General features: G+C 55.1%; 16 protein-coding genes. 8 read left to right on the forward strand and 8 right to left on the reverse strand.

The annotated features are described in order from the left end of the window. Positions 1-113: 113 nt before the first annotated feature. The 3 genes from AM329_RS25250 to AM329_RS16370 all read left to right on the forward strand — a co-directional run bounded on the left by AM329_RS25250 (position 114) and on the right by AM329_RS16370 (position 2532). A protein-coding gene (locus tag AM329_RS25250; protein WP_085949440.1) for an IS3-like element ISKpn8 family transposase occupies positions 114-1483 on the forward strand; the annotation gives its coding sequence in 2 pieces (ribosomal slippage) (positions 114-594 and positions 594-1483; 1371 coding nt in all). 100 nt (positions 1484-1583) lie between these two features. Beyond that, positions 1584-1736 (forward strand): Hok/Gef family protein, encoded by a 153-nt coding sequence (locus AM329_RS16365; RefSeq protein ID WP_003860252.1) that lies wholly within the window; start codon positions 1584-1586, stop codon positions 1734-1736. 121 nt (positions 1737-1857) lie between these two features. After that, complete coding sequence (locus AM329_RS16370; RefSeq protein WP_032608252.1) at positions 1858-2532, forward strand: tetratricopeptide repeat protein; 675 nt, start codon at positions 1858-1860, stop codon at positions 2530-2532. Between the two features lie 83 nt (positions 2533-2615). Here the strand turns inward: AM329_RS16370 and gltP are convergent, their stop codons facing one another. Next, the gene (gltP, locus tag AM329_RS16375) at positions 2616-3929 is read right to left on the reverse strand and encodes a glutamate/aspartate:proton symporter GltP (RefSeq protein ID WP_003860256.1); all 1314 of its coding nucleotides are present in this window, start codon (positions 3927-3929) and stop codon (positions 2616-2618) included. A 423-nt stretch (positions 3930-4352) separates the two neighbouring features. Between gltP and acs the strand changes: the two genes are divergently transcribed. The 3 genes from acs to actP all read left to right on the forward strand — a co-directional run bounded on the left by acs (position 4353) and on the right by actP (position 8361). Continuing rightward, positions 4353-6311 (forward strand): acetate--CoA ligase, encoded by a 1959-nt coding sequence (acs, locus tag AM329_RS16380; RefSeq protein ID WP_022650235.1) that lies wholly within the window; start codon positions 4353-4355, stop codon positions 6309-6311. 89 nt (positions 6312-6400) lie between these two features. Next, positions 6401-6715, forward strand: a complete 315-nt coding sequence (locus tag AM329_RS16385) for a DUF485 domain-containing protein (protein WP_032608251.1) — start codon at positions 6401-6403, stop codon at positions 6713-6715. Further along, positions 6712-8361 (forward strand): cation/acetate symporter ActP, encoded by a 1650-nt coding sequence (gene actP / locus AM329_RS16390; RefSeq protein WP_023324016.1) that lies wholly within the window; start codon positions 6712-6714, stop codon positions 8359-8361. Before AM329_RS16385 ends, actP begins: the two co-directional genes overlap by 4 nt. A 32-nt stretch (positions 8362-8393) precedes the next feature. Here the strand turns inward: actP and AM329_RS16395 are convergent, their stop codons facing one another. Then, positions 8394-9083: an LrgB family protein gene (locus tag AM329_RS16395; protein ID WP_032608249.1), complete on the reverse strand. Its 690-nt coding sequence runs from the start codon at positions 9081-9083 to the stop codon at positions 8394-8396. Further along, a complete protein-coding gene (locus AM329_RS16400; protein ID WP_022650231.1) occupies positions 9076-9486 on the reverse strand; it encodes a CidA/LrgA family protein in 411 nt (136 codons plus the stop codon). Before AM329_RS16400 ends, AM329_RS16395 begins: the two co-directional genes overlap by 8 nt. Before the next feature lie 102 nt (positions 9487-9588). Here AM329_RS16400 and AM329_RS16405 point away from each other — a divergent pair, with 102 nt between their 5' ends. Further along, positions 9589-10470, forward strand: coding sequence for a LysR family transcriptional regulator (locus AM329_RS16405; RefSeq protein WP_003860268.1), 882 nt, complete (start codon positions 9589-9591; stop codon positions 10468-10470). A gap of 94 nt (positions 10471-10564) precedes the next feature. On the opposite strand, the gene AM329_RS16410 is transcribed toward AM329_RS16405, so the two are convergent. The 4 genes from AM329_RS16410 to soxR all read right to left on the reverse strand — a co-directional run bounded on the left by AM329_RS16410 (position 10565) and on the right by soxR (position 15448). Next, positions 10565-12211 (reverse strand): Na+/H+ antiporter, encoded by a 1647-nt coding sequence (locus AM329_RS16410; protein ID WP_003860270.1) that lies wholly within the window; start codon positions 12209-12211, stop codon positions 10565-10567. Between the two features lie 152 nt (positions 12212-12363). Next, a complete protein-coding gene (gene ghxP / locus AM329_RS16415) occupies positions 12364-13713 on the reverse strand; it encodes a guanine/hypoxanthine transporter GhxP (RefSeq protein ID WP_023315228.1) in 1350 nt (449 codons plus the stop codon). Between the two features lie 294 nt (positions 13714-14007). Further along, the gene (locus AM329_RS16420; RefSeq protein WP_023324014.1) at positions 14008-14679 is read right to left on the reverse strand and encodes a glutathione S-transferase family protein; all 672 of its coding nucleotides are present in this window, start codon (positions 14677-14679) and stop codon (positions 14008-14010) included. 310 nt (positions 14680-14989) lie between these two features. After that, positions 14990-15448 carry a redox-sensitive transcriptional activator SoxR gene (gene soxR / locus AM329_RS16425; protein ID WP_003860275.1) on the reverse strand — a complete coding sequence of 153 codons (459 nt, stop codon included), beginning with the start codon at positions 15446-15448 and terminating at the stop codon, positions 14990-14992. Between the two features lie 98 nt (positions 15449-15546). On the opposite strand from soxR, the gene soxS reads away from it, so the two are divergent. Then, the gene (gene soxS, locus AM329_RS16430; RefSeq protein WP_003860277.1) at positions 15547-15873 is read left to right on the forward strand and encodes a superoxide response transcriptional regulator SoxS; all 327 of its coding nucleotides are present in this window, start codon (positions 15547-15549) and stop codon (positions 15871-15873) included. Positions 15874-15879: 6 nt separating this feature from the next. Here the strand turns inward: soxS and AM329_RS16435 are convergent, their stop codons facing one another. Next, the gene (locus tag AM329_RS16435) at positions 15880-17445 is read right to left on the reverse strand and encodes an EAL domain-containing protein (RefSeq protein ID WP_032608248.1); all 1566 of its coding nucleotides are present in this window, start codon (positions 17443-17445) and stop codon (positions 15880-15882) included. Between the last annotated feature and the right edge of the window lie 256 nt (positions 17446-17701).

A 17701-nucleotide genomic window follows, 5' to 3' on the forward strand; every position in this document is an offset into this window, starting at 1 on the left:
AGACTTTCTGTCTTGAGCATTGTTGAGGGACAGAAAGTAGAAAGCCCCGGGAAATTTTCATTTACCTGTACTGCACCCATTTTGTTGGACGATGAAATGGAATAGTCCCTGATATGTCAAAGCCAAAATACCCCTTCGAAAAGCGCCTTGAAGTCGTGAATCACTACTTCACAACTGATGATGGTTACAGGATCATCTCTGCACGTTTTGGTGTGCCTCGAACCCAGGTCAGGACGTGGGTTGCCCTCTATGAAAAACATGGAGAAAAAGGTTTAATTCCCAAACCTAAAGGCGTTAGTGCTGATCCAGAGTTGCGCATTAAGGTCGTGAAAGCCGTGACCGAGCAGCAGATGTCCCTCAATCAGGCTGCTGCTCACTTTATGCTTGCTGGTAGTGGTTCTGTAGCCAAGTGGCTGAAAGTCTATGAGGAGCACGGAGAAGCTGGTTTACGCGCACTCAAGATCGGCACCAAAAGAAACATTACAATGTCAGTTGATCCAGAAAAAGCGGCGTTAGCATTGGAGCTGTCGAAAGACCGACGTATTGAGGATCTTGAAAGACAAGTTCGATTCCTTGAAATGCGGCTTACGTATCTAAAAAAGCTGAAAGCCTTAGCTCATCCCGCGAAAAAGTGAAAGTACTCAACGAGCTAAGGCAGTTTTACCCTCTTGATGAGCTTCTCAAGGCAGCGGAGATACCGCGCAGTACGTTTTATTACCATCTAAAGGCTCTCAGCAAGCCTGATAAGTATGCGGATGTTAAAAAGCGTATTGGTGAGATTTATCACGAGAATAAAGGTCGTTACGGATACCGTAGGGTAACGTTGTCTCTCCATCGAGACGGGGAACGGATTAACCATAAAGCCGTTCAGCGCCTGATGGGAACCCTCTCGCTTAAGGCAGCGATTAAGGTCAAGCGATACAGCTCCTACAGAGGAGAGGTAGGGCAAACCGCCCCCAATGTTCTCCAAAGGGATTTCAAGGCTACACGGCCAAACGAGAAGTGGGTTACCGACGTTACTGAATTTGCAGTCAATGGGCGAAAGCTGTATTTGTCTCCAGTAATAGATCTCTTCAACAACGAAGTTATTTCTTACAGCCTGTCGGAAAGACCTGTGATGAACATGGTCGAGAATATGCTCGATCAGGCATTCAAAAAGCTTAAGCCTCACGAGCATCCTATTCTGCACTCTGACCAGGGATGGCAGTATCGTATGAGAAGGTATCAAAACATCCTTAAAGAACAAGGCATTACACAGAGCATGTCCAGAAAAGGCAATTGTCTGGATAATGCAGTCGTGGAATGTTTCTTTGGAACCTTAAAGTCGGAGTGTTTTTATCTTGACGAGTTCAGTAATATAAGCGAACTGAAGGATGCTGTTACGGAATATATTGACTACTACAACAGCAGAAGAATTAGCCTGAAATTAAAAGGTCTGAGTCCAATTGAATATCGAACCCAGACCTATGTGCCTCGTGTTTAACTGTCCAACTTTTTGGGGTCAGTACAACCCGAGGCTACTCCCTCAACTCCAACAAGTTGAGAGTAGCCTCTTATTCTTTTTTTGACAAGGAGTAAAAGGCATGACGCCATTAAAAACTGCGTTAGGCATCGTCTTTATTGTTTGCCTGACGATAGTGATCTTTACCTTTATTACTCGCGGCAGGCTCTGCGAGTTTTCAATAAAGAGTGAACATCAGGAGGTGGCGGCGAAATTAGCCTGTAACGCAGGCTAACCTCTTCGGGCGGAACGCGTGTTCCGCCCGGCTTGTGGGATGCTGAGGTCTTAACGCACCCGTTTTTTTCTTCTGTCGCCGCGATTATACTGCGCGGCGTGTACCCAGATGATAAGAATCCATGAAAATCCTTTTTCTGATGTTGTTATTTTTAACCGCGTTTGCCCATGCCGATGAGATAGGCAGCCAGTATAAAAAGCAGGCTGAAGCGGGCGATGCGCGCGCGCAGTATTATCTCGCCGATACCTGGTTCAGTTCCGGCGACAGCGCGCAGGCGGCGCTGTGGGCGGAAAAAGCGGCAAAAGGCGGTGATGTCGACGCCATGGCGCTGCTGTCGCAAATCCACTTTTCACAGGGTGACTATGCGCAGGCTAAAGCCCTGGCCCAACAGGCAAACATTGCGGGCAGCAAACGCGGCGCGATCATGCTGGCGCGTGTGCTGGTGAACACGCAGGCGGGCAAAACCGACTACCCGCAGGCCATCGCACTGCTGCAATCGGCGACCGAAGACATCGATAGCGACTCGGCGGTAGACGCGCAACAGCTGCTGGGGCTGATCTATGCCAACGGCGTTGAAGTTCCTCAGGATGACGTGCAGGCCGCATCGTGGTTCAAGCGGAGTTCGACTCTGTCCCGGACGGGCTATGCGGAGTACTGGGCAGGAATGCTGTTCAGGCAGGGTGAGAAAGGCTTTATCACCCCGAATAAGCAGAAAGCGCTTTACTGGTTAAACCTGAGCTGTACCGAAGGGTTTGATACCGGGTGTGAAGAGTTTGATGCATTGAGCGGGGAGTAAATTGTTGCCCGGTGGCGCTGCGCTTACCGGGCCTACGGCTTATGTAGGCCCGGTAAGACGAAGCCGCCACCCGGCTTTTTACATCACTGGTCAGCCGTTTTATCAAAACGACCCAGTACCTCGCGTTCATACGCCAGCGCTTTTTTACGGTCGAACTTGTGTTCCCACTTAGCGATTACCAGCACCGCCAGCGCATTACCCACCACGTTCAGCGCGGTACGCGCCATGTCGAGGATACGGTCCACACCGGCAATAAACGCCAGGCCTTCCAGCGGAATACCGACGCTGCCCAGCGTCGCCAGCAGCACCACGAAGGAGACGCCCGGCACGCCTGCGATCCCTTTTGAAGTCACCATCAGCGTCAGAACCAGCACGATTTCCTGCCACAGCGACAGGTCAATGCCGTACAGCTGCGCGATAAAGATCGCTGCAATACTCTGATACAGCGTTGAACCATCCAGATTGAAGGAGTAACCGGTCGGTACAACGAAGCTGGTAATGGACGCCGGCGCACCGTAGGCCTCCATCTTCTCAATGATACGCGGCAGTACGCTCTCGGAGCTTGCCGTGGAGTACGCCAGAATCAGCTCATCCTTCAGGATGCGGATCAGGATCCAGATGCTGAGCCCGCACAGGCGCGCCACAATGCCCAGCACCACCAGCGCGAAGAACAGAATCGCGAAGTGCACCAGAATCACCAGCTTCGCCAGCGGCCACAGGGAGGCAAAGCCGAAGTTCGCTACGGTCACCGCAATCAGCGCGAACACCCCGACCGGCGCATAACGCATCACCATGTGGGTGACTTTGAACATGGTTTCGGAGATAGAGCGGAACACGGTCACCAGCGGTTCACGGTGCGTCGCGGGCAGGGAAGAAAGCCCCAGGCCAAAGAGTACCGAGAAGAAGATGATCGGCAGCATCTCGCCCTTCGCCATGGACGCGATAATGTTGGTCGGTACCAGCGAGAGAATAGTCCCCATCAACCCATGCGAATGGCTCTGCACATCGGCGGTTGTGCTTTGGTATTTCGAAATATCCACCGTCGCCAGCTGCGACATATCGATCCCGGCACCAGGCTGGAACACGTTCGCCAGGGTGATGCCAAGAACGATGGCAACCGTGGTGATCACTTCGAAATAGAGAATGGTTTTAACGCCGATGCGGCCTAACTGTTTCGCATCACCAACACCCGCGATACCGACCACCAGCGTCGAGATCACAATCGGCACAACAATCATCTTGATCAGATGAATAAAGATATCGCCCGCAGGGGAGAGAAGGTTCGCAATCAGCCACTCGCGACTGTCGCTATGATAATGGAGGTAACTGCCCAGCAAGATGCCCAGCACAAGGGCCAGCAGGATCTGCCAGGCCAGGCTGACTTTCAAATTTTTCATAGAAACTGACTTCCTCAATGAAATCTCCGCACCATCAAAACTGCATGATTATGGAGACATACTGAAAGGGTATGAATTGTGTTGCGTTGGTTTATGGGATTTTTTAACGCGCCGTATGAGTATCATTTGCACGGCATGCTGCGCAAGCCTTAAAGAACAAGGCATTTCACTGCAAAAAGTGTCATCGACGGTAATTTATAGCAATTCGCATAAATAACCGTTTGTTATACAAAATATTTTCACTTCAAAAAAGTGAATAATTCTTTAGATGAATTATTTCCCTTCAAAGTTTCATTCGCTCAATTTTCATACTCTTCAGACATTGCGTGATCTGTCGCCCAAATACTAAACAAAGCTTGTAAAGCCCCTACTATTAACGTTTTTGCGACATATTATTAACATCTTACAAGGAGAAAAAAAGCCATGAGCCAAATACACAAACACGACATTCCCGCAAACATTGCGGACCGTTGCCTGATAAGTCCGGAGCAGTACCAGGAGAAATACCAGCAGTCCGTTTCCAGCCCTGACGCGTTCTGGGGTGAGCAGGGTCACATCCTCGACTGGATCAAACCTTATCAGAAGGTAAAGAACACCTCTTTCGCGCCGGGCAACGTCTCCATTAAATGGTATGAAGACGGCACGCTGAACCTGGCGGCGAACTGCCTGGACCGCCATCTTGCCGAACGCGGCAACGAAACGGCTATCATCTGGGAAGGCGACGATGCCTCTCAGAGTAAACACATCTCGTATAAAGAACTGCATCGCGACGTGTGCCGCTTTGCCAACGTGCTGCTGGCCCAGGGCATTAAAAAAGGCGATGTAGTGGCGATCTATATGCCAATGGTGCCGGAAGCGGCGGTGGCGATGCTGGCCTGCGCGCGCATCGGCGCGATCCACTCCGTTATCTTCGGCGGCTTCTCGCCGGAGGCGGTTGCCGGGCGTATTGTCGACTCGAATTCGAAGCTGGTGATCACCGCTGACGAGGGCGTGCGCGCCGGGCGCGGTATTCCGCTGAAGAAAAACGTTGATGAAGCGCTGAAAAACCCGAACGTGAAATCCATCAGTAACGTCATTGTCTTCAAACGCACGGGCGGCAAAATCGACTGGCACGAGGGGCGTGACCTGTGGTGGAGCGATCTGATTGAAAAAGCGAGCGACCAGCATCAGCCGGAAGAGATGAACGCGGAAGATCCGCTGTTTATTCTTTATACCTCCGGCTCCACCGGCAAGCCGAAAGGCGTGCTGCATACTACCGGCGGCTATCTGGTTTACGCGGCCACCACCTTTAAATACGTTTTCGACTACCATCCGGGCGACATCTACTGGTGTACCGCCGACGTGGGCTGGGTCACCGGCCACAGCTACCTGCTGTACGGCCCGCTGGCCTGCGGCGCAACGACGCTGATGTTTGAAGGCGTACCGAACTGGCCAACGCCGGCGCGTATGTGCCAGGTGGTTGATAAGCATCAGGTCAACATTCTCTACACCGCGCCAACGGCGATCCGCGCATTAATGGCGGAAGGCGATAAAGCCATCGAAGGCACGGACCGCTCTTCCCTGCGCATCCTCGGCTCCGTGGGCGAGCCGATCAACCCGGAAGCCTGGGAGTGGTACTGGAAGAAGATCGGCAACGAGAAGTGCCCGGTGATGGACACCTGGTGGCAGACCGAAACCGGCGGCTTTATGATCACCCCGATGCCGGGCGCCACGCAGCTGAAAGCCGGTTCGGCCACCCGTCCGTTCTTCGGGGTACAGCCTGCACTAGTGGATAACGAAGGCAATCCGCAGGAAGGCGCCACCGAGGGCAATCTGGTGATCGTCGATTCCTGGCCTGGCCAGGCGCGTACCCTGTTCGGCGACCACGAGCGGTTCGAGCAGACCTACTTCTCGACCTTCAAAAACATGTACTTCAGCGGCGACGGCGCGCGCCGGGATGAAGACGGTTATTACTGGATCACCGGACGCGTGGACGACGTGCTGAACGTCTCTGGCCACCGTCTGGGCACGGCGGAGATTGAGTCTGCGCTGGTGTCGCATCCGAAGATTGCCGAAGCGGCGGTTGTCGGCATTCCGCACAACATCAAGGGCCAGGCGATCTACGCCTACGTCACCCTGAACCACGGCGAAGAGCCGTCGCCAGAGCTGTATACCGAGGTGCGCAACTGGGTGCGTAAAGAGATCGGCCCGCTTGCCACGCCGGACGTGCTGCACTGGACCGACTCGCTGCCGAAAACCCGTTCCGGCAAGATTATGCGCCGTATCCTGCGCAAAATCGCGGCAGGCGACACCAGTAACCTCGGTGATACCTCAACGCTCGCGGATCCTGGCGTGGTGGACAAACTGCTCGAAGAGAAGCAGGCCATCGCAATGCCTTCATAATTTTTTTCTCCCTCTCCCCTCACCCTAACCCTCTCCCCATAGGGGAGAGGGGATAAAACAAACCAACCTTACTTCTGGAGATTTCTGTGATGAATAACGATATTTGTCAGCAGATAGAGAATAGTGCGCACTACAGGGAGCTGGTCGAAAAACGGCAACGGTTTGCCTTCTTGCTTTCCATCATCATGCTAATTATCTACGTCGGCTTTATTTTGCTGATCGCCTTTGCGCCGCACTGGCTGGGCACCCCGCTGCATGAGGGTACCAGCGTCACGCGCGGTATTCCGATTGGGATTGGCGTTATCATCATTTCGTTTGTGCTCACGGGTGTGTACGTCTGGCGTGCGAACGGTGAATTCGATCGTCTTAACAGAGAAGTTCTGCGCGAGGTAAAAGCATCATGAAGAGAATTCTGACGGCGCTCGCCGCCACACTTCCCTTTGCTGCCCATGCAGCAGATGCCATTACCGGCGAGGTCCAGCGCCAGCCAACCAACTGGCAGGCGATTATCATGTTCCTGATTTTCGTGGTGCTGACGCTGTATATCACCTACTGGGCGTCGAAACGCGTGCGCTCCCGTAACGATTACTACACCGCGGGCGGCAACATCACCGGCTTCCAGAACGGTCTGGCGATTGCGGGAGACTTTATGTCTGCCGCCTCGTTCCTTGGGATCTCCGCGCTGGTGTATACCTCAGGGTATGACGGCCTGATCTACTCCCTCGGCTTCCTTGTCGGCTGGCCGATCATTCTGTTCCTGATTGCCGAGCGCCTGCGTAACCTGGGGCGCTATACCTTTGCTGACGTCGCCTCCTATCGCCTGAAGCAGGGGCCGATTCGTACCCTCTCCGCCTGCGGTTCGCTGGTGGTGGTGGCGCTGTACCTGATTGCGCAGATGGTGGGTGCGGGTAAGCTGATCGAGCTGCTGTTCGGCCTGAACTACCACATCGCGGTGGTGCTGGTGGGCGTGCTGATGGTGATGTATGTCCTGTTCGGCGGCATGCTGGCCACCACCTGGGTACAGATCATCAAAGCGGTACTGCTGCTGTTCGGCGCCAGCTTTATGGCCTTTATGGTGATGAAGCACGTTGGGTTCAGCTTCAATAATCTGTTTACCGAAGCCATGTCAGTGCATCCGAAAGGGGAAGCGATCATGAGCCCGGGTGGGCTGGTGAAAGATCCGATATCCGCGCTCTCGCTCGGTCTCGGCCTGATGTTCGGTACCGCAGGTCTGCCGCATATCCTGATGCGCTTCTTCACGGTGTCAGATGCGCGTGAAGCGCGTAAGAGCGTGTTCTACGCCACCGGGTTTATGGGTTACTTCTATATCCTGACCTTTATTATCGGCTTTGGCGCGATCATGCTTGTGGGGGCGAACCCGGCGTTTAAAGACGCGGCGGGCGCGCTTATCGGCGGTAACAACATGGCGGCGGTGCATCTGGCCGACGCGGTGGGCGGCAACCTGTTCCTTGGCTTTATCTCTGCCGTGGCCTTCGCCACCATCCTCGCGGTGGTTGCAGGGCTGACGCTGGCCGGCGCGTCGGCGGTCTCGCATGACCTCTACGCCAACGTTTTCCGTAAAGGCGCGAGCGAGCGCGATGAGCTAAAAGTCTCCAAAATCACCGTGCTGGTGCTGGGCGTCGTCGCCATCCTGCTGGGGATTTTGTTCGAGAAGCAGAACATCGCCTTTATGGTCGGGCTGGCCTTCTCGATTGCGGCAAGCTGTAACTTCCCGATCATTCTGCTCTCAATGTACTGGTCAAAACTGACCACCCGTGGGGCGATGATTGGCGGCTGGCTGGGGCTGCTGACGGCGGTGATCCTGATGATTCTGGGCCCAACGATTTGGGTGCAGATCCTCGGTCACGAAAGCGCTATCTTCCCGTATGAATACCCGGCGCTGTTCTCCATTGCCGTGGCGTTTGTCGGTATCTGGGTCTTCTCGGCTACCGACAATTCGCCGGAAGGTAACCTGGAGCGCGAGAAATTCCGCGCCCAGTTTATTCGTTCACAAACCGGTCTTGGCGTTGAGCAGGGCCGCGCGCACTAAACCTTTCTCCCCGGCCATTCTGGCCGGGGAGCTTAAAACATCACCCACGCCACCAGCGGTGCGATCAGCACCATCGTGACGCCCGAAAGCATCATCACCAGGCTCGCGACAACGCCCTCCTGCTGTCCCAGCTCATAGGAACGTGCCGTGCCCGCGCCGTGCGACGCCGCGCCAAATCCCGCGCCTTTGGCCATTCCTTCCCGAATAGAAAGCCGCAGAAACAGCACATCCCCCACCGCCATCCCAAAGACGCCCGTCACCACCACAAACAGCGCCACCAGATCCGGCTGGCCACCGAGCGGTTTGGCGGCTGCCAGCGCAAACGGCGTGGTCACCGAACGCACCGCCAGGCTGCGCTGGATTTCATCCGACAGGGTAAACAGCCGCGCCAGCCAGACCGAGCTGCACACCGCCACCACCGTCGCGGTGACGACGCCCGCGCTGAGCGACATCCAGTGGCGTCTGATAATAGCGAGGTTGTCATAAACGGGTACGGCGAAGGCAATGGTCGCCGGGCCGAGCAGCCACAGCAGCCAGTGGGATTCGCCAATGTAGTTCTGCCAGGAGATATGGCCGAAGACCAGCATCAGCACCAGCAGGATCGGCGTAAAGACCAACGGCATCAGCGGCAGCGCGCGAAAGCGGCGATACAGGCGCTTGTTGGCAAAGTAGATGACAACTGTCGCAATCAGGCACAGCAGGCTTATCTGAAAGTTAGTCATGCTTCTGCCTGCTGATTTCAAAGCGATACACCTTATCCACCACCCAGGCGGTGGCGCCCAGCACCATCAGCGTGCTCAGGGCGATAACCGCAAAGATGCGCCAACCGTCGACCATCAGCAGTTGTGCATAATTCACCACCGCCACCACGGCCGGCACAAAGAACAATAGCATCTCCGCCAGCAGCCAGCGCGCCCCGGCGCGCACCCAGTTAAGGGGCAACGCGCGACAGAGGATCAGCGTCAGCATCAGCACCATCCCCACCAGGTTGGCGGGTAAAGGCAGATGCAGCCAGTCGACAAGATATTCTGCGAAAACAAACAGTCCCGCGTAGAGCAGTACCTGAACCGGTACCTGAAGTCGTTGCACAACGGCAGGCGTAACACGGCTTAACGCCACGGCCATGGGGGTTTTCCTCAGAAATGAGACGAGGCGCCAGTATAGTGAGCGTACGGTATCGACTGAAATGAATTAAAATCATCGAAGGTATAGTTTCGAGGAATAATCATGGACATAAGAACGCTGCGCTATTTTGTCGAGGTGGTTCGCCAGCAAAGTTTTACTCGCGCAGCGGAGAAGTTATTCGTAACCCAGCCGACCATCAGCAAGATGCTGAAAAACCTCGAAGATGAGCTGAACTGTACCCTGCTGATCCGCGACGGGCGCAAGCTACTGCTGACCGATACCGGTCGCGTAGTGTTCGAGCGCGGGCTGGCCATTCTGGCAGAGTTCCGCCAGCTGGAGGCCGAGCTTGGGGACATCAACCACCTGACAAAAGGGCTGCTGCGGCTCGGTATTCCGCCGATGGTCGGCATGATGATGGCCGGGCCGATAAGCCTGTTTCGTCAGCGCTATCCCGGCGTTGAGCTAAAAATTTCTGAATTTGGCGGCCTGACCGTGCAGCAGGCGGTGATGAACGGTGAACTGGACGTGGCCATGACGGCCCTTCCCGTAGAGGAGGAAAGCGGCCTGGCGACGCTGCCGCTGTTCAGCCACCCGCTGTGCGTGCTGGTGCCGCGCTCCGGCGACTGGCTGAAGATAGACTCAGTAAAACCCGAGCTGCTCGGCGAACACCCGCTGCTGATTTACAACGAAGATTTTGCCTTAAGCCGCCAGCTGATGGCGCTGTTTAACCAGCACAACGTAAAGCCGCGCATTGCGGTGCGCAGCGGCCAGTGGGATTTTCTGGCGGCGATGGTACAGGCGGGCGTGGGGATTGCCATTCTGCCGCAGCCGATCTGCGAGCGGCTGGATAAAAACACGCTGCGCTGGATCCCGCTGGAGAGCGACCTGCACTGGCAGCTGGGGATGATCTGGCGTGAAGGGGTCTATCTGTCGCACAGCGCGCAGGCGTGGTTGCAATGCTGTGAGGGGTTTTGGGTGCCCTGACCCCTCACCCCAACCCCTTTCCCCATAGGGCGAGGGGCTCGATCGGTTCCCTCTCCCCTATGGGGAGAGGGCTAGGGTGAGGGGGCAAAGCGCGCTACTGATTCTCTATCAACAACGCTTCCAGCAGGTCCAGATCGTGCAGCAGCTTTTGCAACGTCTCGTTGCTGATCTGCCGCGTCGCGCGCAGGTGATACAGCTCGGCACGCTCGGAGCGCAGCGCCGCCAGGCGGAAACGGCGTTCGAGGTTCTCTTCCTGCAACGAACTTTCCACGTCGTTACGTCCGTCAGCACGGCGACGCAAATTACCAATCACGCGTGAACTGACTTCCTTCAGCAGCTGGTTATCAATGTTCTCTTCGGCATCGGCGGCCAGACGCTCCTCCATTTTCTCGATGGCGACAATCGCCACTTCCGCCGTCGCCGCACGGGCAATCCGCTCTTCTTTGTGCTGCTGCGAGGAGTCACCCGCGTCAATATGTTGCAGCAGAATCGGCAGCATAATCACGCCGACAAACAGCGAGAAGAGGATCACGCCCGCCGCCAGGAACACCAGCTCGTAGCGCGCCGGGAAGACGTCGCCCGTCGGCAGAAGCAGGGGAATGGAGAGTACACCAGCAAGGGTGATCGCCCCGCGAACGCCCGCGAAAGAGGCAATCAGCAGCTCGCGCGTGGTCCACGAGCCAAACTCCATCGGCTTTTTGGTCAGGAAGCGAACGCTGAATTTCTTCATCGTCCACAGCCAGCCGAAACGTACCAGCATCAGCGCAAGGTAGATGAGCACGATATCGGTAAACAGCATCCAGACTTCAACGTTTGGATCCGCTTCGGCCGCAATCAGCGAGGATTCCATAATGCCCGGCAGTTGCAGACCCAACAGCAGGAACACCATGCCGTTAAACACAAACTCGAGCATAGCCCAGGTACTGTTCGCGCGCAGGCGCATCGCCAGCGGCGCGCGCCGCATAACGCCGGAGCGGGTGATGGTCATCCCCGCGGCTACCGCCGCCAGAATGCCCGACACGCCAATGTGTTCGGCAATCAGGTAAGAGGCAAACGGCAGCAGGAACAGCAGGACGATCTGCGTCGCCGGTTCATCACCACCCCAGCGGCTAAGGAAGCGCAGCGAGCGTCCGTACAGCCAGCTCACTACGAAGCCCGCGAGGATACCGCCAATCGCCACCTTGAAGAATTCCAGGGTCGCGCCGCCGACGGTAAAGACCATGGTGCCCATGGCAACCGCCACGGCAAACTTCAGGGCGACCAGGCCAGAGGCGTCGTTCATCAGCGCCTCGCCCTGCAAAATGCCCATGATTTTCTTTGGAATGCGCCCTTCGCCCACAATGCCGGACAGCGCCACGGCGTCGGTAGGCGACAGCACGGCGGCCAGCGCAAAGGCGGGTATGAGCGGGATCCCCGGTACGGCCCAGTAGATCAGGAAACCAATCCCGACCACGGTGACGACCACCAGCGCCAGCGCCAGGCCGAAGATCTCTCGCCCGTGCTCCAGAAATTCGCGCGTCGGCGTTTTCCAGCCATCGGCAAACAGCAGCGGCGGGATAAACAGCACGAGGAACAGTTCCGGATCGAACTCCACGTGCAGACCGAACGTCGGCCACGCCAGCAGCGCACCGATAGCTATTTGCATTAAAGGCAGGGGGACCTGGAAGGGCAGTACGCGTGTAACCACCCCGGATAATGAGACCACAAGGGTCATGATGAGTATTGTGAAGAAAATTTCCATGCGTTCCCTGTTTGCTGTGTTTCTTATATGCCAAACCTGAGGCGTCGTGCCTCTTATTCTATCCTCTCCAGAGTAACGTAAAAGGCAACAGGATGAGTCCTGAAAATAAAAACGGGCGGCCTGAGCCACCCGTTTTCGCATAAAAAGTCAATTCAGATGGCCCAGCCGCCCGCGTAGAACGCCACCAGCGCAACGGCGATGACCACGGTACCGATGTTCAGCTTACGCCACTCACCGGAGACCAGACGCCCAATCACCAGCGAGGCGAAGCCGATCATAATGCCGGTCACGATGTTACAGGTCAGCACGATGAATACCGCAGTGATCAGGCCGGACATGGCATCAACAAAATCCGCGAAGTCGATTTTCGCCACGTTGCTCAGCATCAGCAGGCCAACGTACATCAGCGCAGGTGCGGTCGCGTAAGCTGGCACCAGATAAGAGAGCGGAGAGAGGAACAGGATCAGCAGAAACAGTACGCCAACGGTGATGGCCGTCAGGCCGGTTTTACCGCCCGCCGCCGTACCCGCTGCGGACTCGATGTACACCGCCGCAGGCGCCGCACCCACCAGACCAGAGAAAACGCTGCTCAGGGAGTCGGTGGTCAGCGCTTTGCCGCCGTCAATAATCTGTCCGTCTTTATCCAGCAGGTTCGCCTGACCGGCCACCGCGCGGATGGTGCCGGTGGCGTCAAAAACCGCGGTCATTACCAGCGCCAGCACGCTTGGCAGGATCACCGGGTTCAGCGCGCCCACAATATCCAGGCTGCCAATCAGGGAGTTGCCTTTATCATCGCTCAGCGACGGCATGGCGAAAATCCCGGAGAAATGAACGGTCGGGTCGAAGATCAGGCCGACGATGGACACGCCGATAATGGTCAGCAGAATGCCGCCCGGCACTTTCAGTTTTTCCAGGCCAATGATCACCGCCAGACCCACCAGCGACATGATCACCGGGAAGCTCGCGAAGTTACCCAGCGCAACCGGCAGGCCGTCCAGCGGGTTCTTGATGACCAGGCCGACGCCGTTGGCAGCGATCAGCAGCAGGAACAGACCAATACCGATGCCGGTGCCGTGCGCCACGCCCTGCGGCAGGTTGCGCAAAATCCAGCTACGAATGCCGGTTGCTGAAATTACGGTGAACAGCACGCCCATCAGGAACACGGCGCCGAGCGCTACCGGGACGCTGATCTGCTGGCCCAGCACCAGGCTGAAGGCGGTAAATGCGGTCAGGGAGATGGCGCACCCGATCGCCAGAGGCAGGTTCGCCCACAGGCCCATCACAATCGAACCCACACCCGCAACCAGGCAGGTGGCAACGAAGACCGCCGCTGGCGGGAAGCCCGCTTTGCCGAGCATGCCCGGCACCACGATGACGGAGTACACCATCGCCAGAAACGTGGTCAGACCGGCAACAACTTCCTGGCGCACGGTGCTGCCGCGAGCAGAAATTTTAAACATGGCGTCAAGTGAACCGCCGGTACGCGCAGATGGCGTAGACATAGAAAACATCCCCTGAGAGTTTTTTAGGAAGTCCGTAAGCGAGGTGGAGACGCCACTGCCAGCTAAACGTCAAATCCTTGTGTTGCGTTTGCGACGAAAGGGCGTCACAGAAAAAGCAAACGTTTAGCTCCGCGCTTACAAACGGGTGGTCAAATTAAGGCAAACGATTATCTAGCCTAATACCCGCCCTTTTCAACTGAACTTTCTCGTTTTTCGCTAAAATTGCCTCATGACGATGAAGAATTAAGCAGAGGATGCGCAAACGTTATCGTCCATGCGCAATTTCGTTAAATTTCATCCCTCGCCGGGGATCGTCAGCGGGCCGCCTTTCGCAAGCGTTGTCTGCCAGCCCGGACGTGCCTCCACTCTCTGTTTCCACGCCGCTATGTGGTCGAGATTGTCGATGCCGCCTCTCGCCAGCAGGGCGAAGAGGGGAAAACTCATCTGGATATCAGCCATGGTCAGCGTGTCGCCGGCAAACCAGCTGTTTTCGGCAAGATGATCGTTAATAAAGCGCGCATGCGTTTCCAGCTGGCGGTTGAGATACGCTTTTTGCACCCCCTGCCCCAGCGCCTTACCCAGCGTGCGCAGGCCAAACGGGACGGGTGGTTTGCCGAGGCTGTTAAACACCAGCTTCATTAACAGTAGCGGCATCAAAGACCCTTCGGCGTAATGCAGCCAGAAGCGATACTGCACTTTATGGGCGGGATCTAACGGTTTGAATCGTGACGCCGAATCATACGTTTCCTGAAGATATTCCAGAATCGCACCTGATTCGGCCAGAACCAGTCCGTTATCTTCGAGTACCGGGGATTTTCCCAGCGGATGCACTTTTTTGAGCGAGTCTGGCGCGAGCATGGTTTTTTCGCGCTGGTAGCGCACGATGTCGTACGTCAGATCCAGCTCTTCCAGCGCCCAGAGGACACGATGTGAACGAGACTGATTAAGGTGGTGGACCGTTAGCATGATGTTCTCCGATGATTCATACTTTTTAACTATAGAAAACTGAACAACTTCACGAAAAAAATTCGGCTAAAATCTCACCGTCTCCGGTGGCAAAAACGGCGGCCGGGCATAAAATTAAAGTGTCAGTACAAACCGGAACCTCCTTCACAAGCTCGACACGAGGGGTACTGATGTCGGGGGAAACCCTCCCGTGAGCCAGCGGGATAGAGAGAAAGACAAAGACCGGAAAAAACTAAAGCGCCCTTAGTGGCGCTTTAGTTCTTTATGTTTGTTGCCGGGTGGCGACTGCGCCTTACCCGGCAAACACCTCTCAATCCTCCTCCAGCAACCGTGCCCCTGTTCCCTGCTCGCCCAGCCTGTCACCCGGGTTACGCAGCGGGCAATCGCTACGTGATAAACACCCGCAACCAATGCAGCCATCCAGTTCATCGCGCAGGGCCACCAGCGTGTGAATACGACGATCCAGTTCTTCTCGCCACTGGGACGACAGCTGCTTCCACTCTTTCGCGCTCAGTGAGTGCCCTTCCGGCAATACGCCGAACGCGTCACCAATGGTGGCCAGAGGAATGCCGATACGTTGCGCAATTTTGATAATCGCCACGTAGCGGAGCACATCGCGCGTGTAGCGCCGCTGGTTTCCGGCGTTACGGATACTTTTTATTAACCCTTTGCTTTCATAGAAGTGGAGCGCCGACACCGCCACACCGCTTCGCTTAGCCACTTCACCGGGGGTTAACAGTGCTTTGATGCGCGGTAATCTCTTTTCCATAAAACCTCTTTACCTCAAGTTAACTTGAGGAATTATACTCCCCCGCAGAGAAAATGACGAATCAACCAGGACAGATGTCTCCACAGAGGGGTAACCTTATGTCGCATCAGCAAATTATTCAGACGCTTATTGAATGGATTGATGAACATATCGACCAGCCGTTGAACATTGATGTGGTCGCTAAAAAGTCGGGCTATTCGAAATGGTATTTACAGAGAATGTTCCGCACCGTAATGCATCAAACGCTGGGTGATTACATTCGCCAGCGCAGGCTCCTGCTGGCGGCGCAGGCGTTACGCTCAACGCAGCGGCCCATTTTTGATATCGCAATGGATCTGGGCTATGTGTCGCAGCAGACCTTTTCCCGCGTCTTCCGCCGCGAGTTTGACCGTACGCCGAGCGACTACCGCCATCAGCTCAATTAATGCGTGTTAACGCAAGGGTTGCTGCTGCCAGGCCATAAATGCCAGGGGCGGCATCGCTTTCGCGAAGTGCCATCCCTGGCAATACTGTACGCCACGCTTCAGCAGCCAGCTCACCTGCTCCCCCGTCTCGACCCCTTCCGCAATGGTTTTCAGCCGCAGGCTTTGCGCCATCTCAATGATGTGCTCGGCAATCAGGTGGCTGGTGCTGTTGGTGGTTAAGGTATCGATAAAGGATTTGTCGATTTTCAGGATATCGACGTTCAGCGAATAGAGGTTATGCAGGTTAGAGTAGCCGGTTCCGAAATCATCAATCGCCACTTCATACCCCGCCTGACGAAACGCCTGAATGACCGGCGTGGTTTTCGGCACGTCAATAAACCCCCGCTCCGTCACCTCAATTTTGATCTGCTGCGCGCGAACCGAGTAAAAGCGGGCTTTGTCGGAGATCAGGGCGATAAGACGTGAAGAGTGGAAATCTGACGCCGACAGGTTAATCGAGACATACAGATCGGGATGAGCGGCAAGAAAATGGCCCAGATCGCTGAACACCTCCTCCACGACGTAATCCGTAATGCGCTCAATCATCCCCTCTTTTTCTGCCAGAGGAATAAATTCCGCCGGGCTCATAACCTGACCGTTGAATCCAGGCCAGCGCAACAACGCCTCTGCCCCCACGCATTGGTTATTTTTAATATCAATAATGGGCTGATAATGGACGCACAGCTGGCGTTTATTCAGCGCACGGTGCAGAAGTCGGCCAGGCGAATTGAATTCACGATGTGTACGCGACCACACCAGCAGAATAATAATGCTGCAAATTATCCCTAGCGGTAGCGTCAGGGTAGCCTGATGATAAAGCGTTTTATAAAAACGGGCACTGGAGGTTGAAACGATGGCCGCAATGGGCCGCTGCTCTGATTTTACGATCGTATAAAAACGGTCATCTTTCTGAAAAGTCGTTTCCTGATGTCGAAGCATCGAATGCAATAAAGAAATATTGGCTTTCTGGCTCACAGAAAAGAATGCATTGCTGACGGTGTCATACACTCCCCACGACAGGGAACGATCGTCTGACATCACCTCACTATACGAAAGCGGGTTGACCACTGCGACATAATTTCCGCGCTGCATATATATCATTTTATAACCATTAAAAAATGGTGTATTGCGAAAATAATAGATAGCAACGTCGGGTTTACGTGTGTAATTGGCAGCGGGGATGATGTAAGGATGCTCCGGCGTAAAAAGGGTCGAGCAGAGAAAGTCCTGGCCATCAGCATAAATTAAATCGGCAACAAAAAGGCGACCGCGGGAAACGTTCAACATATATTGACGATGCTCCGGCGTACACACTTTGCCATGATATTTTTCCGCGTCTTTCCGGGCCAGGTCAACCTGTTGAATAACCCGTTCAGTTTTATTTAAAGCAAGTTCAGCAAACGTGCGCAGCTGGGCGCTGATTTCCGACACTGCACTAAGCTGGGCAAACCATAGCGCAAGCATCACCGGCAGTATAACTACCATGATAATCCCGACCACTTTGAGCATTTTGCGCCGCGCGCTACGATTCATTTCCCGCTCTGTATCCCTGCATGTTGTACGCCTGTAGCAATGAAGACCGGCTGCTTTGATAAACAGGTGATTACGTTGCATGAATCATAGGAAGTTAGCAACTGACTTTTGGTATTAGAAATCCTAAAATTCGTGATGCCGATAATATTTTCCCGTAAGCCAAACTAAAAGTATTCATTTCGTTTCTGATAAGGAAAATAATTACCCGCGACAGGTGTGGAAAATTCGCTGGCTGAAATAGCCTGCTCTTTGTTCT

It is taken from the genome of Enterobacter cloacae complex sp. AR_0002 (assembly GCF_001922365.1).
Classification (GTDB): Bacteria; Pseudomonadota; Gammaproteobacteria; order Enterobacterales; family Enterobacteriaceae; genus Enterobacter; species Enterobacter hormaechei_C.